Source organism: Nocardioides sp. YIM B13467 (assembly GCF_042788075.1).
Classification (GTDB): domain Bacteria; phylum Actinomycetota; class Actinomycetes; order Propionibacteriales; family Nocardioidaceae; genus Nocardioides.
On record NZ_JBHZPJ010000046.1, the window covers coordinates 4317360 to 4343667 of the forward strand.

The 26308-nt window shown below is 69.2% G+C and carries 26 protein-coding genes; 16 read left to right on the forward strand and 10 right to left on the reverse strand.

What is annotated here, in order from left to right; genetic code table 11:
* The first annotated feature begins 78 nt into the window (after positions 1 to 78).
* Together ACFX43_RS27925 and ACFX43_RS27930 are read left to right on the forward strand one after the other, a co-directional pair.
* A complete protein-coding gene (locus ACFX43_RS27925) occupies positions 79 to 1008 on the forward strand; it encodes a hypothetical protein (RefSeq protein ID WP_378839735.1) in 930 nt (309 codons plus the stop codon).
* Positions 1009 to 1236: 228 nt separating this feature from the next.
* On the forward strand, positions 1237 to 1587 hold the full coding sequence (locus ACFX43_RS27930; protein ID WP_378839739.1) for an arsenate reductase family protein: 351 nt from the start codon (positions 1237 to 1239) through the stop codon (positions 1585 to 1587).
* 3 nt (positions 1588 to 1590) lie between these two features.
* Here the strand turns inward: ACFX43_RS27930 and ACFX43_RS27935 are convergent, their stop codons facing one another.
* The 5 genes from ACFX43_RS27935 to ACFX43_RS27955 form a co-directional block, all read right to left on the reverse strand.
* Positions 1591 to 1980 carry a PIN domain-containing protein gene (locus ACFX43_RS27935; protein ID WP_378839745.1) on the reverse strand — a complete coding sequence of 130 codons (390 nt, stop codon included), beginning with the start codon at positions 1978 to 1980 and terminating at the stop codon, positions 1591 to 1593.
* Positions 1981 to 1994: 14 nt separating this feature from the next.
* Positions 1995 to 2213, reverse strand: coding sequence for a hypothetical protein (locus ACFX43_RS27940; protein ID WP_091041496.1), 219 nt, complete (start codon positions 2211 to 2213; stop codon positions 1995 to 1997).
* Positions 2214 to 2269: 56 nt separating this feature from the next.
* Complete coding sequence (locus ACFX43_RS27945; RefSeq protein WP_378839751.1) at positions 2270 to 3184, reverse strand: GNAT family N-acetyltransferase; 915 nt, start codon at positions 3182 to 3184, stop codon at positions 2270 to 2272.
* Positions 3185 to 3246: 62 nt separating this feature from the next.
* Positions 3247 to 4113, reverse strand: coding sequence for a MaoC family dehydratase (locus ACFX43_RS27950; RefSeq protein ID WP_378839757.1), 867 nt, complete (start codon positions 4111 to 4113; stop codon positions 3247 to 3249).
* The gene (locus ACFX43_RS27955) at positions 4113 to 5435 is read right to left on the reverse strand and encodes a 3-oxoacyl-ACP reductase (RefSeq protein WP_378839762.1); all 1323 of its coding nucleotides are present in this window, start codon (positions 5433 to 5435) and stop codon (positions 4113 to 4115) included. Before ACFX43_RS27955 ends, ACFX43_RS27950 begins: the two co-directional genes overlap by 1 nt.
* Before the next feature lie 150 nt (positions 5436 to 5585).
* Here ACFX43_RS27955 and ACFX43_RS27960 point away from each other — a divergent pair, with 150 nt between their 5' ends.
* Positions 5586 to 6866, forward strand: coding sequence for an acetyl-CoA C-acetyltransferase (locus ACFX43_RS27960; protein ID WP_378839766.1), 1281 nt, complete (start codon positions 5586 to 5588; stop codon positions 6864 to 6866).
* A 380-nt stretch (positions 6867 to 7246) separates the two neighbouring features.
* Here ACFX43_RS27960 and ACFX43_RS27965 read toward each other — a convergent pair whose 3' ends face one another.
* The 4 genes from ACFX43_RS27965 to ACFX43_RS27980 all read right to left on the reverse strand — a co-directional run bounded on the left by ACFX43_RS27965 (position 7247) and on the right by ACFX43_RS27980 (position 11686).
* The gene (locus tag ACFX43_RS27965) at positions 7247 to 7972 is read right to left on the reverse strand and encodes a TetR/AcrR family transcriptional regulator (RefSeq protein WP_378839770.1); all 726 of its coding nucleotides are present in this window, start codon (positions 7970 to 7972) and stop codon (positions 7247 to 7249) included.
* Positions 7973 to 8034: 62 nt separating this feature from the next.
* Positions 8035 to 9498 (reverse strand): glycerophosphodiester phosphodiesterase, encoded by a 1464-nt coding sequence (locus ACFX43_RS27970; protein ID WP_378839773.1) that lies wholly within the window; start codon positions 9496 to 9498, stop codon positions 8035 to 8037.
* Between the two features lie 56 nt (positions 9499 to 9554).
* On the reverse strand, positions 9555 to 11075 hold the full coding sequence (locus tag ACFX43_RS27975; RefSeq protein WP_378839777.1) for an ATP-dependent DNA ligase: 1521 nt from the start codon (positions 11073 to 11075) through the stop codon (positions 9555 to 9557).
* A 26-nt stretch (positions 11076 to 11101) separates the two neighbouring features.
* Positions 11102 to 11686 (reverse strand): TIGR03086 family metal-binding protein, encoded by a 585-nt coding sequence (locus ACFX43_RS27980; protein ID WP_378839780.1) that lies wholly within the window; start codon positions 11684 to 11686, stop codon positions 11102 to 11104.
* A 52-nt stretch (positions 11687 to 11738) separates the two neighbouring features.
* Between ACFX43_RS27980 and ACFX43_RS27985 the strand changes: the two genes are divergently transcribed.
* From ACFX43_RS27985 to ACFX43_RS27995, 3 genes are read left to right on the forward strand one after another with little or no spacing between them, the layout of a single operon-like run.
* On the forward strand, positions 11739 to 12155 hold the full coding sequence (locus tag ACFX43_RS27985) for a MarR family winged helix-turn-helix transcriptional regulator (RefSeq protein WP_378839784.1): 417 nt from the start codon (positions 11739 to 11741) through the stop codon (positions 12153 to 12155).
* A gap of 24 nt (positions 12156 to 12179) precedes the next feature.
* Positions 12180 to 13568: a serine hydrolase domain-containing protein gene (locus ACFX43_RS27990; RefSeq protein ID WP_378839789.1), complete on the forward strand. Its 1389-nt coding sequence runs from the start codon at positions 12180 to 12182 to the stop codon at positions 13566 to 13568.
* A complete protein-coding gene (locus tag ACFX43_RS27995) occupies positions 13565 to 14470 on the forward strand; it encodes a DNA-3-methyladenine glycosylase family protein (protein ID WP_378839793.1) in 906 nt (301 codons plus the stop codon). The genes ACFX43_RS27990 and ACFX43_RS27995 overlap by 4 nt, the downstream gene beginning before the upstream one ends.
* A 19-nt stretch (positions 14471 to 14489) precedes the next feature.
* On the opposite strand, the gene ACFX43_RS28000 is transcribed toward ACFX43_RS27995, so the two are convergent.
* Complete coding sequence (locus tag ACFX43_RS28000; protein WP_378839797.1) at positions 14490 to 15740, reverse strand: phosphatidylserine/phosphatidylglycerophosphate/cardiolipin synthase family protein; 1251 nt, start codon at positions 15738 to 15740, stop codon at positions 14490 to 14492.
* 375 nt (positions 15741 to 16115) lie between these two features.
* On the opposite strand from ACFX43_RS28000, the gene ACFX43_RS28005 reads away from it, so the two are divergent.
* From ACFX43_RS28005 to ACFX43_RS28050, 10 genes are read left to right on the forward strand one after another with little or no spacing between them, the layout of a single operon-like run.
* Positions 16116 to 16847 (forward strand): ABC transporter permease, encoded by a 732-nt coding sequence (locus tag ACFX43_RS28005; RefSeq protein WP_305367616.1) that lies wholly within the window; start codon positions 16116 to 16118, stop codon positions 16845 to 16847.
* Between the two features lie 7 nt (positions 16848 to 16854).
* Positions 16855 to 17697: an ABC transporter permease gene (locus tag ACFX43_RS28010; RefSeq protein WP_160023206.1), complete on the forward strand. Its 843-nt coding sequence runs from the start codon at positions 16855 to 16857 to the stop codon at positions 17695 to 17697.
* 13 nt (positions 17698 to 17710) lie between these two features.
* On the forward strand, positions 17711 to 18853 hold the full coding sequence (locus ACFX43_RS28015) for an MCE family protein (RefSeq protein ID WP_378839802.1): 1143 nt from the start codon (positions 17711 to 17713) through the stop codon (positions 18851 to 18853).
* A complete protein-coding gene (locus ACFX43_RS28020) occupies positions 18850 to 19950 on the forward strand; it encodes an MCE family protein (protein WP_378839805.1) in 1101 nt (366 codons plus the stop codon). Before ACFX43_RS28015 ends, ACFX43_RS28020 begins: the two co-directional genes overlap by 4 nt.
* Positions 19947 to 20936, forward strand: coding sequence for an MCE family protein (locus tag ACFX43_RS28025; RefSeq protein ID WP_378839808.1), 990 nt, complete (start codon positions 19947 to 19949; stop codon positions 20934 to 20936). Before ACFX43_RS28020 ends, ACFX43_RS28025 begins: the two co-directional genes overlap by 4 nt.
* Positions 20933 to 22183 carry an MCE family protein gene (locus ACFX43_RS28030; RefSeq protein ID WP_378839813.1) on the forward strand — a complete coding sequence of 417 codons (1251 nt, stop codon included), beginning with the start codon at positions 20933 to 20935 and terminating at the stop codon, positions 22181 to 22183. Before ACFX43_RS28025 ends, ACFX43_RS28030 begins: the two co-directional genes overlap by 4 nt.
* Positions 22180 to 23532, forward strand: coding sequence for an MCE family protein (locus ACFX43_RS28035; RefSeq protein WP_378839816.1), 1353 nt, complete (start codon positions 22180 to 22182; stop codon positions 23530 to 23532). The genes ACFX43_RS28030 and ACFX43_RS28035 overlap by 4 nt, the downstream gene beginning before the upstream one ends.
* Complete coding sequence (locus ACFX43_RS28040; protein WP_378839820.1) at positions 23532 to 24809, forward strand: MCE family protein; 1278 nt, start codon at positions 23532 to 23534, stop codon at positions 24807 to 24809. The genes ACFX43_RS28035 and ACFX43_RS28040 overlap by 1 nt, the downstream gene beginning before the upstream one ends.
* Positions 24810 to 24814: 5 nt before the next feature.
* Entirely contained in the window at positions 24815 to 25402 is a 588-nt protein-coding gene (locus ACFX43_RS28045; protein WP_378839824.1) for a hypothetical protein, read from the forward strand.
* Positions 25402 to 26265 carry a hypothetical protein gene (locus ACFX43_RS28050; protein ID WP_378839828.1) on the forward strand — a complete coding sequence of 288 codons (864 nt, stop codon included), beginning with the start codon at positions 25402 to 25404 and terminating at the stop codon, positions 26263 to 26265. The genes ACFX43_RS28045 and ACFX43_RS28050 overlap by 1 nt, the downstream gene beginning before the upstream one ends.
* Positions 26266 to 26308: the final 43 nt, after the last annotated feature.

Sequence of the window (26308 nt, forward strand, 5' to 3'; positions counted from 1 at the left end):
CCCGGGCGGTCGGACACAATACGCACTGATGAGCATCTGTACCTTTCCAGCTCCGTCACTCGGTAGGGAAGTGGGCACGTGAGGTTCCAGAGGGGCCCGTTGATGGCCTACGCCGCCGTAGTGCTCATCGGCCTGCTCGTGGTCATCCAGACCCTCAGCCCGGACGTCTCCGCGCTGCACCGGGTGCCGCGTACGCTCTCGGGCCAGGCCGACTTCACCGTGATCCCACCGGCGCCGTCTCCCGGCGTCTCCGGGGTGTCGACGATCCCCAGCACCACGCCCGACGTGGACCGGGAGCGCGACCGGGAAGACTCCGCCCCGCCGGAGCGCCGGGACGACGAGAAGCCGGACAAGGCGCCGTCCGCGCCTGCCGAGCAGCCCGACGTACCGCCCTCCGAGGAGCCGACGACGCCCGCCGAGCCCGGTGAGGACGAGGGCAACGGCAAGCCGCCCACGCTGGTCCCGTCCGCGGGACCGATCCCGGGGATCATGGCGCCGCTGCTGTGGCCGTTCGTGGCCGAGGAGGACGCCCGGCCCGTCGACGAGGCCGTGCCGATGTTCCTGCGCCAGCTGATCGCCGCAGACGCCGGTGTCCCGGTCGAGGATCTTCCGCTGGAAGATCCGAAGGAAGACCGGGAGACCGATGAGGCGACCACGGAGACGAAGGAGCCCGACGCGGATTCGACCAAGCACGAGTCCGAGACCGAACGGGTCGCCGAGGACGCCTGCGAGCTCACCGCCGCGATCGCCGAAGATGTGAAGACGCTGCCCGGATCGAACGAGGGTTCCGAGCCGGAGGCCACGCCGGAGTGCGATGAGGCGTGCGCTGAGCCCAAGACCCCGGTAGGGTCGTCGCCCGCAGCCGAACCCGAGGCCACCGCCGAATCCGATGAGCCGTCCGACACTGAGCCGTCCAACGCCGAGACGACGGATGCACCGGAGCCGGAGCAGGAGCCGAAGGAAGGCAGCAAGGACGACCAGACTTGTGCCGAGAAGTCGGTGCAGTAGGGATCACTCCGATGGCGACTGCACCACGCCAGAGTGAACGGCCGAGCGATTCCCCCCGGGCGCTTGGCTGGAGTGAGGGACGAAGCAGGCCCCGGACCGCATCGCGGTCCGGGGCCTGCTCCGTCGTTCGGGCTCTTTCGGCCTGAGCCTCAGGCCTCNTGGCGCACTATCGCACACCCTGGTTGCCTGCCGCGATAGCGCACCCGAACCGCGGGCTAAGGTGGCGCCGTGGACCAGATCACCGTGTACGAGAAGCCGACCTGCACGACGTGTCGGAACCTGTTCGTTCTCCTCGAGGAGGAGGGCGTCGACTTCGAGAAGGTCGATTACCACGTGCTCGGCCTGCGGGCCGAGGAGGTCAGGGACATCCTGGCGAAGACCGGCCTGAGCGCTCGTGACGTGCTGCGGAAGCGGGAGCCGGTCTACAAGGAGCTCGACCTGGCCAACCGCGACCTCTCCGAGGACGAGCTGGTCGCGCTGATGGTCGAGCACCCCGCCCTGCTGCAGCGCCCGATCGTCCTCAAGGGCGACCGCGGCGTGCTCGCGCGGCCGATCGAGAGGGTCCGCGAGCTCTTCTGAGCCTCAGGCGCGCAGCCGCTCGGCCGGCTGGCCGGTCGTGCGGGTGATGAGGTCGACGTCGTTGTCGGCGTGGAGCACGGTGAGCTCGGCCTCCTCGGCGACCGCGGCCACCAGCAGATCCGGCACCGACGGCGCCCGGTGGCGGCCGTCGCGGAGCACGATGCGCTGGATCTCCAGCGCCCGTGCCTCTGCGCGCGGCGTGAGGTTCGCGAGCGGCATGTGGATCACCGGCACGTCCTCGACGAGATCGGACCATTCCCGCTCCGAGCGGGCCAGATGGCCGATCTCGAGCAGTGTGGTGGTGGTGATGCGTACTTGTCCCAGCTCGATCAGGCGGGACCACTTCTCAGCGTCGGGGCTGGTGGACATCCGGGCGAGTGCCGACCGGTGCATCAGCCAGGGTCGCCTCACGACCATGCGTCACGCATCAGACCCCGGTCGGCGAGCGGGGCGAACTTCGCGAAGTCGCCGCCGGCCACGGGTCGCGCCGGTGGCAGCGGACGCAGAGCGTCGGGCGTGAACCATCGGCGGAGATACTCGTTGCGGGTGAGCCCGAGCCGCGTCGCCTCGGTGTCGATGCGCGCGAGCTCGTCATCCGAGAGTCCTCGGATCAGTACGTCGGACATGTCTGTCCACCTCCTGGACGCAAGATGGTAGCCGAGGGCAGGGTGTCGAGGTGGGATCAGGGCCGGGTCGCCCGATGGACCCAGGTGGACTCGACCTCCATGCCGACGTGGAGATAGAGGTCGAGTGCGCCGGTGCGGGAGTCCGTCGACAGGGTCGCGCGCGTCGCTCCGTGGGCGCGGGCAGCGCCGAACGCGTCGGCGAGGAGCGCCTGGGCCAGGCCACGGTTGCGCTGGTCCTTACGGGTGGCCAGCCTGCTGACGTACCCCTCCCGGCCGTCCTCGGTCATCACGAGCACCGCGGCGGCGACCACGGCGCCGTCCGGGCCGGTGACCACGCGCACGTTCCACGGCTCGGCGCCGGGACGCTCGATGGTGGTGGCGAGCCAGTCTGCGTAGGGCTCCCGCTCGCGCTCGGACCACTCCAGGAAGGCGTCCTCGATCACGGTCCACACCTGCTCGTGGTCCTGCGGGGTGGCCGCCCGGATGGCGTACGCCTCGGGCAGCTCCCGCACCGGGATCGCCGCGTCCTGCGGCAGCGCCAGCACCCAGGACTCCCAGCGTGGGAACCAGCTCAGAGACTCCAGCAGCCGGTCGCCGGGCGAGCCCTGGGGGACCGGCATGCCGATGACCGGCTCCCCGAGCTCGGCCGCGCGGGCGCTGATCCAGCCGGCCAGCGCGGTGCCGATCCCGCGATCCCAGTGCTCGGGGTGGACGGCCGCATCGGCGCGGGCACCGCCGGAGCACTCCGCATAGGCCACCAGCTCGCCGTCGGGTCCGAACACGCCGACGGTGGCCGCACCGACATCGAAGGAGGGCCGCTGCCACTCCGCGACGATGTCGGCCTCTTCGATGAAGACCTCGCCCACGGTGGCCAGCTCGTTCGCCGCCATCACGCGGGTCACGGCGGCGGCATCGGCGAGTGTCAACGGCCGCTCGGTGTAGCGCGGCGGGAGCTGGAGTGGGGCAGGCATGCGAGCACCGTCTCACCTGCGAGACCAGGGCCGCCACGGGTTAAATCGTGGCGGCCCCGAAGTCACAGAGTGGTGGTGCGCCCCACCAGGTGGAGCGTGTCCGAGCCACGCTTGTGGAGCGAGAAGTCGTAGCCGTCGAGGTGCTTGAGCGAGCCGAACGCGACCGAAGAAGGCAGGAAGACCGGCTTCTTGAACGCCACGTCCACGCGTACGGCATCGCTCAGCCGGTTCTCCAGCGCCGCGATGCAGCGCGCCTTGGTCCACATTCCGTGCGCGATCTGCCGCTTGAAGCCGAGCGCCTTCGCGGTCAGCGGGTAGAGGTGGATCGGGTTGTAGTCGCCGGCGACCTTGGCGTAGCGCCGGCCCAGGTCGGCCTTGAGCGGGAAGACCGGCCCGGAAGGGTCCACCTCGATCAGATCAGACTTCCAGGCGACGTCGGGGTTCCGCTTCCCGCGGACCAGGTATGTCGAGGTGGACTCCCACACGACCTCACCCTCGACGGTGGCGACGGTCAGGAACCGGTACGCCTTGCCGACCGGGTGCGGCTCCGGCTGGCCCACGGTCGCGGTGACCGCGACCGCCTCGCCGACCGAGATCGGGCGGTAGCCGCTGATCGAGTTCTCGATGTGGACCATCCCCATCGCGGGGGAGGGGAAGTCGGGCGAGGACATCAGCGCCATGTGCAGCGGGAAGGCCAGCATGTGCGGGTAGGGGAGCGGCACGGTGTCCTTGATCGGGAAGCCGCACAGCTCGGCGTAGGCCTCGACTGCGTCCCGTTCGAGGACGACCGGCTCGCGGGTGAGGTTGAGCTCCTCGTAGGCGACGCCGGTCTTCTTGATCCCCGGGAGCGCATTGATGCCCGGGATGGCCGGCAGTGCCGCCCGGAGGAGCAGGCCGGGACCGGACCTGCCGGTGAAGATGTCACTCATCAGGCCCCCAGCATCATCTGGCCGCACACGCGCACGACGTTGCCGTTGACGCCGGTGGAGGCGGGCGAGGCGTACCAGGCGATGGTCTCGGCGACGTCGACCGGCAGGCCGCCCTGCGCCATCGCGTTGAGCCGCTGGCCGACCTCACGCGTCGCGAACGGCACCGCGGCGGTCATCTGGGTGATGATGAAGCCGGGCGCGACCGCATTGATCGTGATCCCGTCGGGAAGCTCCTCGGCCAGGGAGTCGACGAAGCCGATGACGGCGGCCTTCGAGGCGCCGTAGGAGGTCTGGCCGAGGTTGCCGGCAATGCCGGCGATCGAGGAGACGCCGATGATGCGGCCGTTGGGCCGGACCAGCTTCTGCTCGAGCAGCTCGGCGGTGATCCGCTCCGGTGCGGTGATGTTGATCTCGAGCACCTTGCCGAAGCGGTCGGCCTTCTGGTTGGCCAGCTTCTTGTCGAGGGTGACGCCGGCGTTGTGCACGACGATGTCGACGCCGCCGAACTTCTCCTGGAGGTAGGCGGCGATGGTGGCCGGCGCGTCCGCGGAGGTGATGTCGGCGGTGATGTAGTCGGGGGTGACCTTCTTGAGGTCGTCCTCGGCCGGCGGGATGTCGAGACCGACGACGGTCGCGCCGTCGCGCTGCAGGACCTTGGCGATCTCCTCACCGATGCCGCGCGCGGCACCGGTGACGAGCGCGACCTTGCCGGTCAGCGGCTTCTTCGGGTCCACCTGCTCGGCGGCGGGGGAGGCGTTCTTGGTGCCGATCCGCACGACCTGGCCGGAGACGTAGGCGCTCTTCGGGGAGAGCAGGAAGGCCAGCGTGGAGAGCAGCGAGCCCTCGAAGCCCTCGGCGACGTAGACGAGCTGGACGGTGCCGCCCTTGCCGATCTCCTTGCCGAGGCTGCGGGTGAAGCCCTCCAGGGCCCGCTGGGCGACCCGCTCGGCTCCCTTGAGCTGCTCGGGCGGGGTGCCGATCACGACCACGCGCGGGTTGTTCTCCAGGCTGCGCAGCACCGGGGTGAAGAACTCCTGCAGCGCGACCAGGTCGGCGGTCGAGGTGAGGCCGGTGGCGTCGAAGACGAGCCCCTTGAACCGGGTGCCGGCCGTCGCCGTGTCGGTCGAGGTGACGTCCAGCTCGCCGAGGAGCCCGCCCAGCGACTCGGCCAGACGACCACGCCCGCCGATGAGGACAGTGCCCTTCACGAGCGGGGCACCGGCTGCGTACCGCTCGAGCTTGGCGGGGCTCGGCAGCCCGAGGTTCTTGACGAGGACCTTGCCGATCGCCGACTGGGTGAAGCTCTGGTACTTGTCGCTCATGGTCTCTCTGATCCTTCTGGACGTGGTCTCTGAGGCGTACATTGGTATGTTACTGACCAGTTGTAACTAGGCGTGTAACTCGGTGTCCACTTTTCGTGATCTCCCTGACATACCCTTCTCCAAAGCGCTTCATCAGACAAGGATGAACCCATGACCACCACTCGCCGTGTCGCCATCGTGGGCGGCAACCGTATTCCTTTCGCCCGCTCCAACGGTGCGTACGCGACCGCGTCCAACCAGGAGATGTTCACCGCCGTCCTCGATGGCCTCGCCGCTCGCTTCGGCCTCGAGGGAGAGCGCATCGGTGAGGTCGCCTCCGGCGCGGTGCTCAAGCACTCGCGCGACTTCAACCTGACCCGCGAGTCGGTGCTCGGCTCCAAGCTTGCCCCCGAGACGGCCGCCGTCGACCTGCAGCAGGCCTGCGGCACCGGCCTCCAGGCCGCGACCTACATCGCCAACAAGATCGCGCTCGGCCAGCTCGACTCAGGCATCGCGGGCGGCACCGACACCACCTCTGACGCGCCGATCGCACTGGGCGAGAAGCTCCGCAAGGTCCTGCTCGAGGCCAACCGTGCCAAGACCAACATCGACCGCGTCAAGGCCTTCGCCAAGCTTCGCCCCGCGGACGTCATCCCCAACATCCCGGCCAACGTCGAGCCGCGCACCAAGCTCTCCATGGGTGAGCACGCCGCGCTGACGGCGCAGGAGTGGGGCATCACCCGCGAGGCCCAGGACGAGCTGGCCGCCGCCTCCCACCAGAAGCTCGCCGCCGCGTACGAGGCCGGCTGGTTCGACGACCAGATCACCCCGTTCCGCGGTCTGGAGAAGGACAACAACCTCCGCCCGGGCTCTACCGTGGAGAAGCTCGCGACGCTCAAGCCCGTCTTCGGGGTCAAGGGTGAGAACCCGACCATGACTGCCGGCAACTCGACGCCGCTGACCGACGGCGCCTCCGCTGTGCTCTTCGCGAGCGAGGAATGGGCCGCCGCCAAGAACCTGCCGGTCCTGGCCTACTTCGTCGACGCCGAGGTCGCCGCTGTCGACTACGTCGCCGGCGGCGAGGGCCTGCTGATGGCTCCCGCCTACGCCGTCCCGCGCCTGCTCGCCCGCAACGGCCTGACCTTCGACGACTTCGACTTCTTCGAGATCCACGAGGCGTTCGCGTCGCAGGTCCTCTCCACCCTCGCCGCCTGGGAGTCCCCGGACTTCTGCAAGGACAAGCTCGGGCTCGACGCCCCGCTCGGCACCGTCCCGCGCGAGAAGCTCAACGTGAAGGGTTCCAGCCTCGCCGCCGGCCACCCCTTCGCCGCCACCGGCGGCCGGATCATCAACAACCTCGCCAAGCTGCTCGACGAGAAGGGCTCAGGCCGCGGCCTGATCTCGGTCTGCGCCGCCGGCGGCCAGGGCGTCGTCGCGATCCTGGAGAAGTAGTCCCTCGGGCCGAGAGGTCACCCGCGTTGGCCGAGGCGTCACCCGCGTTGGCCGAGGCGTCACCCGTGTCGGCCGAGAAGTCAGCCGCGTCGGCCGAGAAGTCACTCCCGTCGGCCGAGCTGGCACCTGCGTGCCGGCTCGGCCGACGTACGTGACGCCTCGGCCGTTGTTTTCTCGGCGAATCGGTCGGCGTCCAGACAGGCGCCTCGGTCGACGCCGGTGACGTGTCGGTCGACGTACCTGACGTGTCGGTCGACGCCGGTGACGTGTCGGTCGACGTACCTGACGTGTCGGTCGACGTACCTGACGTGTCGGTCGACGTACCTGACGTGTCGGTCGACGTACCTGACGTGTCGGTCGACGTACGTGACGCCTCGGCGCTACTTGGCGGTGAGGGCCAGGGCGGAGGTGACCAGGAAGTCGCGGACCTGGTCGGGGGAGACGGAGCCGACGGTGGGTACGCCGGGGGCGGACTCGGAGACCAGGATGCCGACGCGGGCGAGCTGGAGGGCGCCGAGGCCGGAGGCGTAGAGGGTGTTGGCGAGGAGGTTGGCGTCCTTGACGTGGAGCTCGCCGGAGGCGGCACCGTCTTCGAAGACAGTGGTGAGGATGGTGAGGCAGCCGTTCATCGCCCGGCCCAGGCGGAACAGGGCGCTCTCGGAGAGCTCGTCGAGCAGGTCGGAGCCGCTGCGGCGCATCAGGGTCTGGGCGCAGTCGACGAAGGCGGGATGCTCGATCCCGTAGTCGACGAAGGTGCCGACGACGTCTCGGACCACGTCGGTGGGGGCGCTGTCGCCCTCGGTCGCGGTGAGCATCCGCTCGCGGAGCTCGTCGAGGTAGCCGACCAGGGTCAGCGCGAAGATCTCGTCCTTGCCGGTGAAGTGCCGGTAGACGATCGCGCGGTTGATGCCGACCGCCTTGGCGATGTCCTCGATCTGGGCGTCGCTCACTCCGCGCTCGTCGAAGAGCCTGCGGGTGGCAGCGACGATGTCGGCCTCGCGGGCACGGCGTCGGGCGGCGGCGGCCGAGCGGCGTCCGTCGGACTCGGTGCCGCGGGCCGAAGCGGAACCCGAGGCGGAGTGGGGACTGGTTGATCGGGTGCTCACAAGCACACTGTACGCGGTGTGCAACTCGGAGTTGCACTGTGAGTGTCAGTCCTCACATCCGCCTAGTGGAGCAGTGCGCGCCGAGCACCCGCGACGTCATCGGTGGTGACGTAGTCGACCCCCGCGACCGCTGCGCGGAGCACGGACGCGGTGCCGACCGCCGGCCAGGTGCCGACCTCGGCTCCCTGGTTGCGGTAGCGGTCCACGAGGGCGGCGTCGAGCAGCCGGGTGTGGAGATGCACCTGGGTGAACTCGCCATCGTGGAGGTCCGCAGGATCGGGCTCGTCCTTGACGGCGACCGTCTCCATCCCGGTCCGCTCGAATCCGGGGAAGTCGAAGTGGCTCGCCTCGAAGCTCATGAAGATCGCCTTGTCGCCGTGGCCCTTCCTGGAGACCCAGTCCGGACGCAGCGAGACGACCTTGCGGTAGAGCGCGCGCATCTCGGCGGCGCTCTCGCCCTTGAGTTCGACCACGAGCCGGACCCGGTGGCCGTGGAGCCGCTCGGCCGACTCGATGGCGTCGAAGGTCTCCTCGATGGTCGGTACCCGGACGCCCCGGAACTGCGGCCCCATCCATGAGCCCGCGTCGAGCGACTGCACCTCGGCGAGGGTGAACTCCCGCGGACTCGCCTTCCTGCGCTCGGGGAAGCGGTGCTCGACATCGGTCGTACGCCTGAAGTCGCCGTCGTGCAGCAGGACCCACTCGCCGTCGGCCGTCGGCTGGAAGTCCATCTCGATGAAGTCGGCCCGTTGCCGCACCGCGCTCCGGAATGCGTCCAGGGTGTTCTCCGGGTAGTTGAGCGAGTCGCCGCGCCAGGCCATCACCCCGACCGGTCTGTTCCCGATGGCGTAGACCGCCGCCGAGGAGCCCACGAACGCCGGCGCGCCGTGATGTGCCCGGGCGACGGCCCGGAACCGCGTCTTCGCCACCTCCCGGGTCTTGAAGACGTACGTCGCATGGCCGGTCGGGCCGGTGGTGAGGTTGGCGACGTTCTTCCATCCGTTGCCGCTGTCGCGCTGGAGGGTGAGCACCCGCCCGGGGCGGGCAGGAGCGGCGAAGAGAGTGAGCCGCACCGCGCTCCCGGCGCGCACCGACCTCGCCATGCTGGTCGTGACGGCCTGCGGCTGCCCGAAGAGCGTACGCGGCGCCGAGACCCGCTCCGCCCAGTTCCGCCCCTCCCGCTCGACACCGGGGGCGAGGACCCGCCAGCGCATCCGCCACGACGACTGGCTCACGGTGAAGGAGTAGTGCCCGGTCCGGGCGGCGATCTGCTTCTGAACGGGTTGCCAGTCGCCGTCGTGGTAGCGCTCCAGCCGGACCATCCTGCTCACGCCAGGCCCGAGCGAGCCGCTCAGCCTGAACGACTCACCCAGGATCGGCCGGGAGACGCTGGCGCCTGGCGCGGCGACCGATAGGTCGGCGGAGGCGCCGGTGGCCGCCGGGGCCGGGTAGACGGCGGCGGTCCCCAGGATCAGCGTCAGCGTCGCGAGAATCGCAACGCGGCGGGCATAGGCGTGTGGGGGCACGCGCAGTGAGGTTAAAGGATCGGTCGGGGCCACCTGCACCCGGTATCCCGATCAGGTCACTGAAGATACATTCTGACGGCATCTATCGTGTCGGCCTCCGCCGGCGACTTGTCCTCGCGATACCGCACCACCCGGGCGAAGCGCAGTGCGACGCCGCCCGGATAGCGCGTCGAGCGCTGCACCCCGTCGAAGGCGATCTCGACCACCTGCTCGGGGCGGACCTTCACCTGCCAGTCGTCGGTGCCGCCGACGGCGAGCTCGGTGAAACGCTCGGTCTGCCACGCCAGCATCTGGTCGGTCATGCCCTTGAACGTCTTGCCGATCATCACGAACTCGCCGTCGGCGCCTCGGGCGCCGAGGTGGATGTTGGAGAGCCAGCCCTTGCGGCGTCCCGAGCCCCACTCGATGCCGATGACGACCAGATCGAGGGTGTGGACGGGCTTCACCTTGATCCAGCCCGAGCCACGCCGCCCCGCCTCCCAGGGCAGGCCGACCCCTTTGACGACGACGCCCTCGTGGCCGGCGGCGAGCACGTCGGTGGCGAACCTCTCCGCCTCCTCGGTGTCCACCGTGACCAGCCTCGGCGCCCGATGCCGCTCGGGGACGACCTGGTCGAGCTCGGTGAGGCGCTGGTCGAGCGCCAGGTCGATGAGGTCGCGGCCGTCGACGTGGAGGATGTCGAAGAAGTACGGCTCGACGACCGTGTCGGCGGCCGCCCGGGTCGCGGTGCGCGAGGCGGTCTCCTGGAACGGCCGCGGCCGCCCGTCCTGGCCGAGCGTCATGGCCTCGCCGTCCAGCACCAGCGTGTCGGCCGGGAACGAGGCGACGATCTCCGCCACCTCGGGCAGCCGCGCGGTGATGTCCTCCAGGGTGCGGGTCGCGATGCGTACCTCCGAGCCCGACTTGTGGGCCTGGATCCTGATGCCGTCGAGCTTGGTGTCGACCACGACCGGCTCGCCGAGCTTGGCCATGGCCTCCTCGACCGAGCCGGCCGACGACGCGAGCATCGGCAGCGCGGGCCGCCCCACGACCAGGCCGACCTCGGCGAGCGACTCCTCGCCGTCGAAGGCGAGCCCTGCGACCACCACGGTCGAGCCGGCCAGCATCGCGGCGCGGCGTACGGCGGGCAACGGCACCCCGGCAGCCACCGCGAGCGCCTCCTGCACGAGCGAGTCGAGCGCCCCCTGGCGTACCTCTCCGGTGATCACGCCCCGCAGCCACACCTGCTCCGCCGTGGTCGCCGCGCCGAAGAGCGTCTCGGCCTCGGCTGCCCGGGCGACCTGCGAGCCCGAGCCTGCCAGCAGCGACATCCGCTCGAACGCCTCGTGCACGTCGCTCACCGTGAGCGTCGCCTCCGTCGCAGGCGACGGGAGCGTGGTGAGCGAGCGCCACCCCAGCCCCGTACGCCGCTGCAGCAGCGTGCCGGCGAGGTAGGCGGTCACCACCGGCAGCTCGTTGCGCGTGGCCGCGCCGAGGCACTCTGCCAGCGCGGCGACCTTCGCCTTCCGCGACCGGGTCGCGGCGACGGCGTTCGAGGTGGACACGATGTCGGCGAGCAGCATGTCTCCAGTGAACATCAAGGCACCGACACTTCCCAGGAACGTCAGGCGGCCGCCTCCTGGTCCGGATCGCGGCCCAGGAGGCGCAGCGCGTCGCCCCAAGGGTCTTCCTTGTCCTCGGTGAGCGGCGCGCCGAACACCGGTGTCCCGCCCGGTCTCGCGGCGATCTGCCGGGCCATGTCGAGGACGACGGTGACGGTGGCCTCGGTCGGCCGGTAGGTCTGCCCGAGTGCCGTCGCGACGTCCCAGGCGTGCACGGCGGCGTCGAGGAGCTGCATTCCCAGTGCGACCGCAACGGTTGGACAGAAGCCGAACTCGGCGAGGTGGACGGTCGCCTCCGGGTCGGCGGCGCCGAACGCGTCCCGGACCCGGGTGGCCGAGTCCTGCCACGTCCGGGCGACGTCATCGGTGGCGACCGGCACGGACTCGTACGCAGCCACCGGCGCGTCGCCCTCGGCGACCGCAGCGGCGAAGCCGAGGTTCTGGCCGACCATATGGCCGAACAGGTCGGCGAGGTCCCAGCCCGCGCACGGGGTGGGAACCGTCAGGTCGCCGGCCCTGGAAGCGAGCACGGTGGTGTCGTCTAGAGCGCGGCCATAGGCGGTGAGCATCTCTCCAAAAGTAAGCATAAGTAGATCGTAAGCACATGTAGACGATATGTCGAACGGTTAGGATTCTGCGGTGGATCGACCCGAGCTCGGCTTCCTGCTGTCCCGTCTGATGCGCGAGGTGATGGCCCGCGAGAAGCCGATCCTCGACGCAGCCGGCCTGGAGATGTGGGACTACGCGGTGCTGAGCGCGCTGTCCGAGTCGGACGCACCCACCCAGGCGCAGCTCGCCGCCACGACGGGTCGTGACAAGACCCGCCTGATCGGCAACCTGGACCGCCTCGAGGCCCAGGGCATGGTCGAGCGCGAGCCCGACCCGGCCGACCGCCGCAACCGGATCGTCTCCTTGACCCCTGCCGGCTCTCGGATCCTCCGCAGCTGCCGCGACGCCATCGGGGCCATGGAGGCCGAGCTGCTGGCCGATCTCGACCCGGCCGACCGGGCGGCGTTCGAGCGCGCCCTGACAGCTCTCGCCGACACCGAGCGCTGAGCCGATCCCGCCTATCCTCGCCCCATGTCGCTTGCCGCCGCCCGCTCCTGGATCGAGTCCGAGCTGCCCGCCCTGCTGGCGCGTCGCCGCGTGCCGGCGGCGGCTGTCGGAGTGCTCCAGGACGGCCAGGTCATCGACCACGCCCGCGGCATCCTCAACCTCGAGACCGGCGTGGAGGCGACCACCGACTCGCTGTTCCAGGTCGGCTCGATCACCAAGCTGTGGACCACCGACCTGGTGATGCAGCTCGTCGACGAGGGCCGGGTCGGCCTCGACGACGAGATCAGGCGCCACCTGCCGGGATTCGGGGTCGCCGACGAGGAGGCGTCCGCGACGATCACGATCCGTCAGCTCCTCTCCCACACGGCCGGCTTCGAGGGCGACATCTTCACCGACCACGGGCCGGGAGACGACGCGGTCGAGCGGTTCGTTGCGTCCATGGGCGACCTGCCGCAGATCTTCACCCCGGGGGAGCGGTTCTCCTACTCCAACGCGGGCTTCGCCGTCCTCGGGCGCCTGGTGGAGGTGCTGCGCGGCACCACCTGGGACCGAGCGCTCCAGGAGCGTCTCGCCGCCCCGTTGGGTCTCACCCACATCGCCACCACGGCATACGACGCGATCAGGTTCCGTGCGGCGATGGGCCACATCGACCCCGCTCCCGACCATGTCCTGCGACCGGGACCGGCGTGGGGGATGGCCCGGGCCAGCGGCCCGGTCGGCGCGATGCTGTCGATGCGCGTACGCGATCTGCTCGGCTTCGCCGCCATGCATCTCGCCGGCGGGACGGCCCCTGGCGGAACCCGCGTCGTCTCGGCGGCCTCCTGCGCCGAGATGCTCACCCGACAGGTCGACCATCCCGCATCGACCCGTTCCGACGCACGCGGCCTGGGCTGGTCCCTCGACGACATCAGCCAGGGGCTCGTCGGCCACGACGGCCAGACGATCGGGCAGTCGGCCTTCTTCAGGATGGTGCCCGAGCACGGATTGGCGGTCGTGCTGCTCACCAACGGCGGCGACACCTACGGGCTCTACCACGACGTCGTCGGCCACCTCCTCGACGACCTCGCGGGCGTCCGGATCGCGCCCGACCCGGTGCCACCGCCCCAGCCGCCCTCCGGCTTCGACGCCGGCCGGCTCCTCGGCACCTACCGCGCCCGCATCGTCGACTGGACGCTGCGCCAGGAGCCCGACGGCCGGCTGTGGGCCGAGGAGATCCCTGGCCCCGAGGGCGTCGCTATCGGCGACGAGCCGCAGAGCTACGAGGTCCTTCCGTACGCCACCGACCAGGTCGTCACCGCCGACGCCCTCCACGGCGCACACCGTGTCTTCGGCTTCACCGGCCGCGACCCTGCCGGCCGGGCGACCCATCTGACCACCAGCCGGGTCTTCCCGCGGGCTAACCTCGAAGCATGAGTGCGCAGCGGACGGTCCGGCCGGGCTACGCCGTCGGCCTCGCGTCGATGCTGCGGCCGCTTCGTCGTGGACTGGGCGACCCGACGTACAAGATCCTCGGCGAGGACCACTGGCGAGCCGTCCGTACGCCACAGGGCCCCGCCACGCTGAGGCTGCGCCAGCGCGACGCCGAGGTGGATTCCGAGGCGTGGGGCGAGGGCGCGGAGTGGGCGCTGGAGCACGTGCCCGGGCTGCTGGGAGCGGGCGACCGCCCCGAGGAGTTCCACACCGACGACCCGCTGCTCGCCGGCCTGCTGGAGCGCTTCGAGGTGCCGCGCTTCGGGCGTACGGGCCTGGTGATGGAGGCGCTGGTGCCCTCGATCATCGAGCAGAAGGTGACCAACAACGAGGCGTTCCGCGGCTTCGGCAACCTGGTCAGGCGGTTCGGCGAGGTCGCCCCCGGCCCGGGCGCCGATCACGGGCTGCGCCTGCAGCCGACACCCGAGACGCTCCGGACCATCCCCAGCTGGGACTGGCTGCGCCTGCCGGTCGACCCGGCCCGGTCCAAGGCCGTCCTCCAGGCCGCCCGGGTCGCGACGGCGGTCGAGCGGACCGCCGGCCTCCCCGGTGAGGAGGTCGAGCGCCGGCTCACCACCATCCCGGGCATCGGGGAGTGGACCGTCGCCGAGGTGCGGCAGCGGGCGCTCGGCGACCCCGACGCCGTCAGCTTCGGTGACTACCACCTCGCCAAGGACGTCGGCTGGGCGCTGACCAACAACGCCTGGGACGACGACCGGCTTCGCGACTACCTGGAGCGGTTCCGCCCGCATCGTGCTCGCGTGGTCGCGCTCATCTACCGCGGTGCCGGGAAGCGCCCCAGGCGAGGGCCGAAGATGTCGCCGCGGACACATCTGCCTTCTTGAGTGCCGAGTCGGCGGACCTTCAGAGCAGCGGGCGCAGGGGAGTTAGGACCAGCTCGGTGAACTTGCGGTGGATGTCGCGGGCGGCCCACTCGTCGGCGGTCAGCTCGAGCGCGTTGGACTCGTCACGGGCGAAGATCTCCTCCATCTGCTTGGCGACGTCGCGGTCGAAGATCTCCAGGTTGATCTCGTAGTTGCCGGTCAGCGAGAGCCGGTCGATGTTGGCGGTGCCGACGGTCGACCAGAAGCCGTCGACGGTGGCGGTCTTGGCGTGGATCATCGCGTCCTTGAACCGCAGGATCCGCACTCCTGAGCCGAGCAGCTGGGAGAAGTAGCCGCGCGAGATCCAGTCGACGACGATGTGGTTCGACTTCAGCGGCAGCAGGATGCGTACGTCGACCCCGCGCTGCGCTGCGGCCTTGAGGGCGTCCACGAAGTCCTCGTCGGGGACGAAGTAGGCGGTGGTCAGGTAGATGTTGCGCGAGGCCCGGTTGATCGCCTCCAGGTACATCGACCGGATCGGGAACATCCACAACCGGGGTACGTTGCGGTGGAACCGGAGATCGGGCTCCCATGACGGTGCGGTCTCGATGAGCAGCGGTCCCTCGGCGCCGTTCGGGTGGGTCAGCGGGTGCGGCCGCCGCCGGTTGAGGTTCCAGAAGTCGGCGAACGCGCGGCGCAGGTCCCACACGCCGGGGCCGGTGATGCGCACGTGCGTGTCGCGCCACTCGGTGGCGTACGCGGTCCCGATGTTGTAGCCGCCGACGAACCCGACCGTGTCGTCGACGACCAGGATCTTGCGGTGGTCGCGGCCGTAGCGGGAGAGGTCGAAGAAGCGCCACCCCGCCGCGTAGGTGGGATAGCGCAGGACGTGCATCCCCTCGGGGAAGCGCTTGAACCGGGAGGGCACCACGAGGTTGGCGAGCTCGTCGTAGACGCAGTAGACGTCGACCCCTCGCTCGGTCGCCGAGGCCAGCGCCTGTTTGAACCGCTGACCGACCTCGTCGCCCTTCCAGATGTACGTCTCGAGGAAGATCTGCTTCTTCGCGCCATCGATGGCGGCGATCATGTCCTCGTAGAGGTCGTTGCCGAAGGTGTAGGTGGTGACCGTGCCGTCGCCGACGCTGTTGGTCAGCGGTGGCGTCACCGGGAACGGCTTGCCCCTTCGGCCTCGCTTGCCGCGGCTGCGGTAGCCGTCGACGAGGCTCATCACGACGGCCAGCGCCACCGGCACGCCGAACACGGCGAGGAGCAGGCGGCGTAGGAACCTCATGACGCCCCCCGGCGACAGTCTCATCACAGTCCCCAATCTAACCGGCTCGGCGCGGCGAGACACACCGGTGCGGACTTCTGGCCCCGCCGAGAGCCCCGGCGCGTGCGATCACGCTCAGGACCAGCATGCGAGAGCCGACCTTCTCCGACGGTGGCGCAGGGGTGGAGGATCCTGTGATCCGCGTCACCTACCGGCGGGTAAGTCGTTGGACCGGAATACCTCCCACCCTGTTCCCGGGCATGTCGCGGCGGGTCGTTGCCCTCAGAACTGAAACATGTTCTACTACAGGCTTGAAACGTGAGCCGAGTCACAAGACCACGCGAAAGGTGAAGGATGGCAGTGCAGTTCGCATCGCTGGTCCGAGGTGTCGGCGGGATGGGCCTGATGACCGGAGAGGTCGTCAAGGGGACGTTCACGACCAAGTTCCAGATGCGGGAGTTCCTCGAGCAGGCCTGGTTCATCACGAGCGTCACGTTGCTGCCGGCGGTGCTGGTCTCGATCCCGTTCGGTGCGGTCATCTCGCTGCAGGTCGGCAACCTCGCCGGCCAGCTCGGAGCACAGTCGTTCGCGGGGGCGACGGCGGTGCTCGCGGTGGTCAGGGAGGCAGCGCCGATGGCGGCCGCGCTGATCATCGCCGGGGCAGCCGGGTCGGCGATCTGCTCCGACATGGGCTCGCGCAAGATCCGTGAGGAGATCGACGCGATGGAGGTGCTGGGCATCGACCCGGTGATCCGGCTGGTGATCCCGCGGGTCCTGGCGTGCCTGTTCGTCTCGGTGATGATCAACGGGATCGTGATCGCGACCGGGATCGGTGGCGGCTACTTCTTCACCGTGATCGTCCAGGGCGGCTCGGCCGGCGCGTTCCTGTCGAGCTTCACCGCGCTGGCGAGCCTTCCGGACCTCTACATCTCGATGGTCAAGTCGGCCCTGTTCGGGTTCCTGGCGGCCATCATCGGCGCCTACAACGGCCTCAACGCCCAGGGTGGTCCCAGCGGCGTCGGCCGAGCGGTCAACGAGGCCGTGATCATCGCGTTCATGATGCTGTTCGTCCTCAACTCCATCATGACCGCTGTCTACTTCCAGATCGTTCCTCAGGACGGGTTGTGATCCCCCGGTGACGAACACGCTCGCCCAGGTGGGCAACCAGATCGTCAAGGAGCAGCGCCAGGCCGTCGAGGGCTATGGCGACCAGCTGCTCTTCTACGTCAAGGCCCTGGCCTGGGCTCCCCGCACCATCCGCCGCTACAAGCGGGAGGTGCTCAACATCCTGGCCGAGGTCGCCTTCGGTGCCGGCGGCCTGACCATGATCGCAGGCACCGTCGGCGTGATCGCGTTCATGGCCTTCTTCGCGGGCTCCGAGGTCGGCATCCAGGGCTACGCCAGCCTGAGCCAGATCGGTGTCGCGAAGTTCTCCGCGTTCATCTCGGCCTTCTTCAACACCCGCGAGGTGGCCCCGCTGATCTCCTCGATCGCGCTGGCCGCGACGGTGGGCTGCGGCTACACCGCCCGCCTGGGCGCGATGCGCATCAGCGAGGAGATCGACGCGCTCGAGGCGATGGGCGTGCCGAGCCTTCCCTACCTGGTCACCACCCGGATGATCGCCGGGTTCCTGGCCGTCATCCCGCTCTACATCGTCGCCCTGTGCGCCTCCTACCTCAGCCCGCGGCTGATCACGACGCTGATGTACGGGCAGTCGGGCGGGACATACGACCACTACTTCCTGGCGTTTCTGCCGCCGATCGACATCCTCTACAGCTTCCTGAAGCTGATCATCCTCGCGGTCGCGATCATCCTGATCCACTGCTACTACGGCTACACCGCCTCCGGCGGCCCGGCCGGGGTCGGCATCGCGGTCGGCAAGGCGATCCGTACGTCCATCGTCACCGTCGTCGTCGCGGACTTCTTCCTGAGCTTCGCGATCTGGGGCTCGACGACCACGGTCCGGATCACGGGATGAGGTGGGCAGCCAGATGTTGATGGGCATCCAGCGCGACACCCGCGCCGAGCACACCAAGCTCTTCGTCTCCGGCATCGCCTTCACGGTGACCCTCGCCCTGCTGATCACGCTGTGCATCGCGATCTACCAGAAGGCGTTCGTGCAGTTCACCACCGTCAGAGTCGAGGCCGACCGGGCCGGCCTGCAGCTGCCGCGCTACGGCGACGTACGCATGCACGGCGTCATCGTCGGCCAGATCCGCGAGATCGACCAGGACGGCAAGAAGGCCGTCATCGAGCTCGGCCTGGAGCCGGAGCAGGCCGAGCAGATCCCCGCCAACGTCAGCGTCGCGATCAAGCCGACGACGCTGTTCGGGCAGAAGTACGTCGAGTTCATCGACCCCGAAGGAAAGCGGACCGGCGCACTGAGCGACGGCACCGTGATCCCCGCCGACCGGGTCCGCACCAGCGTCGAGCTCGACGTGATCCTGGCCCGGCTCTTCCCGCTGCTGAAGTCGATCCGGCCCCAGGACCTCAACAGCACCCTGCACGCCCTCGCCACCGCGCTCTCCGGCAACGGGGAGAAGCTCGGCGAGACCATGGTCCAGCTCAACGACTACCTCGAAGAGATGAACGTCCACCTCCCCACACTCGAACGCGATCTCGAGGACATGGCCGACGTCGCCGAGACCTACTCCATGGCCGCGCCCGACCTGGTCAAGGTCCTCGAGAACACCACGACCACCGCCAACACCGTCACCGAGCAGCGCGCCCGCCTCGGCGGCCTGCTGACCTCCGTGACCGGAGTCGCCGACACCTCCAAGAACCTGCTCGCCGAGAACGAGAAGGCGATCAGGTACGAGACCGAGCTGGCGGTCCCGCTGCTCAAGCTGCTCTCGGACTACTCGCCGGAGTACACCTGCCTGCTCAAGGGCCTCGACGACTACACCGAGCTGCTGGCGACCGTCTTCCAGCAGAACCGCGTGCGCCAGACCATGGTCCTCGACGGCACCCAGAAGCCGGCGTACGGCCGCGACGACCGCCCCGAGTGGGGCGAGATCGGCCACGGCCCGTGGTGCGACGGCCTGCCGAACCCGAAGGTGCCGGCCGGCCCGAAGGAGCTGAAGAACGGCACCGAGGACGTCCCGTGGGCACCCGGGAACGGGGGTCTGCAGTGAACAAGCGCGATCTGAAGACCGCGGTGGCCGGGACCAAGCTGGTGATCTTCACCGTCCTCTCGATCCTCGTCACCGGCACCCTGGCCTCGATCATGGGCAACGTCGGCTTCGGCGACCGGGTGCCGTACCGGGCCGAGTTCACCACCGCCTCGGGCCTGAGCGAGGGAGATGACGTACGCGTCGCCGGCATCACCGTGGGGGAGGTGCTCGCCGTCGAGATCGAGGGCGGCGACCACGCGATGGTCACCTTCCGGGTCGACAAGTCGGTGCCGCTGACGACCGCCAGCGGCGCCCAGGTCCGCTACCTCAACCTCGTCGGTGACCGCTATCTGGCGCTGACCCAGGACGCCGGTGCGCAGGAGGCCGGAGCGGATGCGTCCCCGTTGCGGCAGGGACAGGCCATCGCGATGGCCAACACGACTCCGGCGCTCGACCTGACCGAGCTCTTCAACGGCTTCCAGCCGCTCTTCCAGGCGCTCCAGCCCAAGGACGTCAACAAGCTCTCGCTCAACCTGATCCGGGTGCTTCAGGGGGAGGGTGGCACGGTCGCGAGCCTCCTCTCGGAGACGGCCGAGCTGACCAGCGCGCTGGCTGAGCGCGACCAGCTGATCGGCGACGTGATCACCAATCTCTCCAAGACGCTCAACACCGTCAACGAGCACCACACCGAGCTGGCCGAGCTCATCCAGCAGCTCAGCGGCTGGATGAAGGACCTGGCGCGCGACAAGGAGGCGATCGGCGACTCGATCTCCTCGATCGGCGACCTCACCGACGAGCTGGCCGGGCTGCTCACCGACGTACGCCCGTTCCTCAAGGAGGACATCAAGCAGCTCAAGCGGGTGGTGGACATCCTCAACAAGCCCGGCAACCAGAAGCTGCTCGACAGGACGCTCGAGCGGCTCCCGGAGACCCTCGAGTCGCAGGCGCGGATCGGCAGCTACGGCTCCTGGTACAACTACTACCTCTGCGACCTCGACTTCTCGATCAAGCTGCCCTCCCTCGGTGAGCTGCTCGACAACTCGCCCGCCGTCAAGGCGATCCAGAAGCAGCTCGACAACGTGGCGTTCTACAGCCGGGCCGAGAGGTGCAAGCTATGAGTCACCACTCCGACACCCAGCTCAAGCGCACCGGCGTGATCACGATCGTGGCGATCGCGCTGGCGCTGACCGCGGCGTTCAACCTGCGCAAGCTCCCGTGGTTCGCGGGCACCACCTACCAGGCCGAGTTCTCCGACACCAGCGGCCTGCACGTGGGCAACCGGGTGGAGATCGCCGGCATCCGGGTCGGCCGGGTCAGCGACATCGAGATCGAGGGCGCCAAGGTGGTCGTCTCGTTCTCGGTCGAGGGCACCGAGATCGGCCATCGCAGCGAGGCCTCGATCGGCGTGCTCAACCTGCTGGGGGAGAAGTACCTCGACATCACCCCGCAGGGCGGCCGCACGCTCGATGCCGGCTCGAAGATCCCGTTGGCCCGCACCAGCGCCGGCAGCGACATCGTCGGCACGTTCGGCGACCTCGCCGAGACGACCGAGGCGATCGACACCCAGCAGTTGGCCAAGGCACTGACCACGATGTCCGGCACGCTCGACAAGGCCGGGCCCGAGGTACAGGGCGCCTTCCAGGGCATCGCCGCGCTCTCCCAGACCATCGCCGCCCGCGGCGACGAGCTGGAGTCGCTGCTGCAGGACGCCGAGAAGGTCGTCCAGCTCGTCAACCAGCGCAAGCAGGACATCATCAGCGTGATGGAGAACGGCGACCAGGTCTTCGCCGAGCTCATCCAACGCCGCCAGGCGATCCACCAGCTGCTGGTCAACGCCACCGCCCTGGCCGAGCAGCTGCAGGCCCTGGTGAAGGAGAACCAGAAGCAGATCGGGCCCGCGCTGGACGCGCTCGACCAGGCGCTGAAGTTCCTCAACGCCCGCGACGAGGACCTGACCAAGACCATCCAGAACTACGGGCCGTACGCGTCGATCCTGATCAACATCATCGGCACCGGCCCCTGGTTCGACGCCTACCTCGCCAACCTGACCGGCATCGTGAGCGGCGAGTTCGTGCCCGGACGACGACCAGGGATCGTGGAATGACAAAGAACTTCTGGGGCCGAAAGTGGGCCGCGCTCCCGATCGCGCTCGTGCTGATGTGCGGGCTGCTGCTCGTCTCCGAGGTCGCTGCCCCCGACACCAAGATGGTGACCGTCAGCTTCCCGCAGGCGGTGAGCATCTACGAAGGCTCCGACGTCGTCATCATGGGCGTCAAGGTCGGCAAGGTCGCCTCGCTCGAGCCGAAGGGCGACCACGTGGACGCGGTGATCGAGTACGAGAGCGACTACAAGCTCCCGAAGGACGTCAAGGCGGCGATCGTCACCCCGACGCTGGTCGCCGACCGGTTCGTACAGCTGACCCCGGCCTACACCGGCGGGCCGGCCATGGCCGACGGCGGGGAGATCCCGATCGAGCGCACGGCGGTCCCGGTCGAGCTCGACCGCATCTACGCCAGCCTCTCCGAGCTGACCACCGCGCTGGGACCCAACGGGGCCAACAAGAACGGCGCACTGAGCGACGTCCTGCGTGAGGGTGCCGACGCCCTGGAGGGCAACGGCAAGATCGGCAACCAGGCGATCGCCGACATGTCCGAGGCCGCCCAGGTGCTCGGCGGCAACTCCGAGCAGCTCTTCAGCACTCTCTCCCAGCTCTCCGAGGTCACCCGCACGCTGGCCCGCAACGACGACACCACCGAGAAGTTCCTGACCGACCTCGGGACCGTCTCCACCCAGCTGGCCGGTGAGAGCGACGAGCTCGACCAGGCGCTCGCCGCGATCGCGCAGGCGGTCAAGGTGACGAAGTCCTTCGTGGAGAACAACCGCGACGCCCTGGTCGGCGACGTCAGGGAGCTCAACAAGACGCTCAACATCCTGGCCAAGGAGAAGGAGACCCTCGGCACCGTCATCGACCTGGCGCCGCTCGGTATCGGCAACCTGGCCGAGTCCTTCGACCCGGCGTCGGGCTCGGTCGGCTTCCGGCTGCAGGTCGGGCCGATCGGGTCGGATCTGTCCAACATCCTCTGCATGGTCGTGGAGAACGACAAGATCCCAGGAGCCAAGGAGATCTGCGCACTGTTCAAGGCGCTGCTGCCGACCGGGTCGACCGCGCCGGCCGGCAAGGCGCTCACCGAGGCCAGCGCCCCCACCGACCGCGACACCGCCACCGGGCTGCCGCTCGATACCGGCACCCAGGCCAAGCAGCCGGAGGTGGAGCCCGAGGTGGTCACCCAGGGCGGCATCACCGAGCTGACCGGCTCGCTCCAGGAACTGATGTCGGGAGGCAAGAGATGAGGACGCGTGTCTTCCTGGCGATGGTCGGCCTCGTCGCGATGGCGAGCGGGTGCGGCGTACAGGCCTATGACCTCCCGCTTCCCGGCAAGGAGGTCGGCGAGGGCGACGGCTACGTCGTCACCGCGGAGTTCAACGACGTAGTCGATGTGGTGCCGCGCACCAAGGTGATGGCCAACGACGTACCGGTCGGCCAGGTCGACAAGGTCGAGCGGGAGGGCTGGCACGCGAAGGTCACCATGACCCTGCGGAAGAACATCGAGCTCCCGGCCGACGCGCTGGCCAACGTACGCCAGACCAGCCTGCTCGGGGAGAAGTACATCGCCCTGGTGGCGCCCGAGGGGTCCACCATCGCCAGCGCCGGCCGGCTTGGCGACGGGGCCACCATCGGGCTCGACCGCACCAACCGCAACCCCGAGGTCGAGGAGGTGCTCGGCGCGCTCTCCTTCCTGCTGGCGGGTGGCGGCGTCGGGCAGCTGAAGACGATCAGCGACGAGCTCAACACCATGATGGACGGGCGCACCGGTGACATGCGGGCGCTGCTGGGCAACCTGGAGACCACGGTCGCCTCGCTCAACCAGCAGAAGGGCTCGATCATCAGGGCGATGGAGCAGGTCGACCGGCTGACCCGCACCCTCAACAAGGAGTCCGAGAAGATCGAGGCGGCCATCGACTCCTTCGGCCCGGCGCTCGAGGTTCTCCGCCAGCAGCACGCCGACCTGCTGAAGATGATGAAGGCGCTCGACCGGCTCGGGGTCGTCGCGACCCGGGTGATCAACCAGAGCGGCGCCAACCTGACCACGGCGCTCGACGAGCTGGCACCGACGCTGCGCGAGCTCGCCGACGCCGGTGACTCGCTTCCGCGCGGCCTGATGATGGCGGCCAGCTTCCCGTTCCCCGAGAACGCCTCCGGGCTGGCGATGGGGGACTACTCCAACGCGCTGTTCCACATGGATCTCGACCTCGGCAAGCTGGTCGGCAGCCTCACCAACGGCGAGTCGAGCGGCATCATCCCGCAGGTCTTCCAGATCTGCCTGTCCTACTCCAAGGGCTGCGAGGCGATCCAGCCGCTGGCCAAGGCGCTGTGCGACCTGACCAACCTGCAGCTGGTCTGCTCGGTGGTCGGCAAGGAGGACACGGCGGCGAAGCCGGGGGAGAAGACGCCGAAGCTGCCCGACCTCTCCGACCTGCTGCCCAAGAGCTCGACCTCGACCAAGACTCCGGGTCTCAACGACCTGGTCCCCGAGATCGCCGAAGGCCTCTCGGCCCCGACGGAGACCGAGTCGCCCACGGCCGAGCCGACGACCGGAGGCCTGGCCGGCCTCCTCGGACTGCTGGGAGGCGGTAGCTGATGACACGGAGCGTCCGCAACAAGCTGGTCATCTTCCTCATCCTCGCCGCGGTCGGGATCTTCTACGTCTCGGCCGCCTACCTCGGCGTCGTCGACCGGGTCCTGGGCCGCCACGTGGACGTCTCGGTCGACCTGCCGGCCTCCGGTGGCCTCTACGAGGGCAGTGAGGTCAACTACCGCGGAGTCAGCATCGGCCGGGTCGCCTCGATGACCGTCACCGACGAGGGCGTACGCGCGAAGCTGGAGCTCGACCCCGGCACCGAGGTGCCGCGGGACGCAGAGGTGGAGGTCCACAACCTCTCGGCGGTGGGGGAGCAGTACATCAACTTCATCCCCGACTCCGCCTCCGGGCCCTACCTCGCCGAGGGTGATGTCGTGACCGCCGGGCCGGAGTCGATGCCCGGCACCACCGACGAGCTGCTCACCGAGCTGAACAGCTTCACCACCTCCATCAACGGCGAGGACCTGAGCACCGTCGTCGCCGAGCTCGGCACGCTGTTCCGCGGAAACGCCGAGAACCTGCGTACGCTGCTCGACTCGGGCTCCACGCTGGTCGACCAGGCCTCCGCCCACCAGAAGGAGACCGTGCGGCTCCTCAACACCAGCCAGACCGTGCTCCAGACGCAGAAGGAGCACAGCGGCGACATCCGCGAGTTCGCCGACGGGCTCGAGGAGGTCACCGCGACGCTCGACAAGCGCGACCCGGAGCTGCGCGAGATCCTGCAGGGAGGCGAGGCGACCGCGGTTCAGGTGCAGTCGCTGCTCGACGGGCTGCAGCCGCTCCTGCCGGTCTTCCTGGCCAACCTCAGCACCGTCAACGAGGTGCTCACCGCCCGGCTGCCCGCGATCGAGCAGACCCTGGTCACCTTCCCGCGCGTCGTGGCGACAGGGTGGACCGGCTCGCCCGGCGACGGCTACGGTCACCTGTCGATGGGCTTCGTCTACACCACACCGCCGTGCCAGGAGGGCTACAAGCCCGCCGACCAATGGATCCCCGGCACCGTGATGGAGGACCAGCCGCTCTATCCGGCCAAGTGCACCGACGAGCGCGCCCAGCCCGGCTACGAGGGCGACAACCCGATCATGCAGCGCGGTGTCAACATGGTCCCCGAGCCCGAGGGCGTGGGGAAGTACGTCACGACCTACGACCCGAAGACCGGGCGCACCAACCTTCCAGATGGAAAGACGGTCACGATGTCCACCCCGACCGATGACGGAGGCCTGGTCTCCGCCCTGTCCGACGACTCCTGGCGATCGATGATCCTGGGAGAGGAGTGAGCCCGGTGCCTGAACCTGTCGAACCGGCCAACAACGCCCTCGATGTCAAGCTCTCCATCGCCAGACTGGGGCGGCTCAACACCGTGCTCGCGACGGTGGTGGTGATCCTGGTCGTGCTGGCCGCGGCGGTCTTCATCGGTGGCGCCCGGGTGCTGCCCTGGACGACGCCCGCCGAGGCCGCGGCCGCCGACTACGACGAGGTGAAGGCGGTCGCCGAGGACGGCGTGATCGCCTTCCTCGATGTCGACTACCGCGACATGGACCCGAGGATCCAGGCCGTCAAGGAGATCTCCACCGGCACCTTCGGCAAGGAGTACACCGCCATCGCCGAGCAGATCCGGCAGGCCGCGATCCCGGCCCAGACCATCTCGAAGGGCAAGGTCAAGCAGGTCGGCATCCGCGCGATCGGGTCGAAGAAGGCGGTCGTGCTGGTCGCCGTCGACTCGGTCGTCACCAGCAGCCAGACCGCTGAGCTGAAGAAGAGCGACACCTGCCCCTACGACGGTGCGCGGTGCTCGAAGTACCGCTTCAAGGTGTCGCTGGCCAAGACGAAGGACGGATGGCGCATGTCCGACCTGGCAGGAGTCAACTGATGACAGGCGTACGAGCGAACGGATCGGTCTCCACCGGCCAGAAGGAGTGCCCCTTCTGCGCGGAGACGATCAAGGCCGCCGCGATCAAGTGCCGTTACTGCGGCTCCGACCTGCTGCCTCCGGCCGAGGAGCAGGATAAGGACGTACGTGACGAGGTCGCTGCTCCGGAGGAGAGCGACGCCGGCGCGGCCGAGCCCGAGGACGCCGGGACCGAGACCGCAGAGCCTCAAGCTGAGGTTGAGGGTGAGGGAGATTCCGAGGGGCGCGCCGGGCTCACCGAGCGGTGGTTGGGTGACGGCAGCCGGGTGCTGACGGCCGTTCTCGGCGTACTCGTCCTGGTGGCAGGCGGCGTGCTCTGGCTCGCCGTCGACATGGCGTCGAACGACGATGTCGCGCCGGGAGGTGAGCTGACCGCGGCCGGGTCACGGGCGGCGATCATGGAGCACTCGGTCGACCTGGCGCAGACGGTGATGTCCTACCAGGCCGCCAGCGCGGAGAAGGACATCGCGGCGGCGAAGAAGCTGATGACGCCGGCGATGCAGAAGGACTACGAGAAGACGCTGCCCGGCGAGGACAAGCGCAAGGAGCAGGCCGACCTCGGCATCAAGGTCGACGCCGAGGTGGCGCCGCTCTCCGAGGAGGGCGCGAAGGCCGCCGAGGAGGGCAAGGCCTGCGTCGACGAGGACTGCGCCGCGTCCATCATCTCGGCGACCGAGGAGTCTGCGAAGGTGCTGCTCTTCGTCAATCAGAGCGCGACCGCGCCGAAGACGAAGAACACCGTGGTCAGCCCGACCTGGGAGGTGCTGACGCTGGTCAAGGACGACGGTGGCTGGCTGATCTCGGAGATGAAGGCCGCGTCCTAGTCGAAGCGGAGCCCGAGACGATGGGCCTAGTCTCACCATGAGG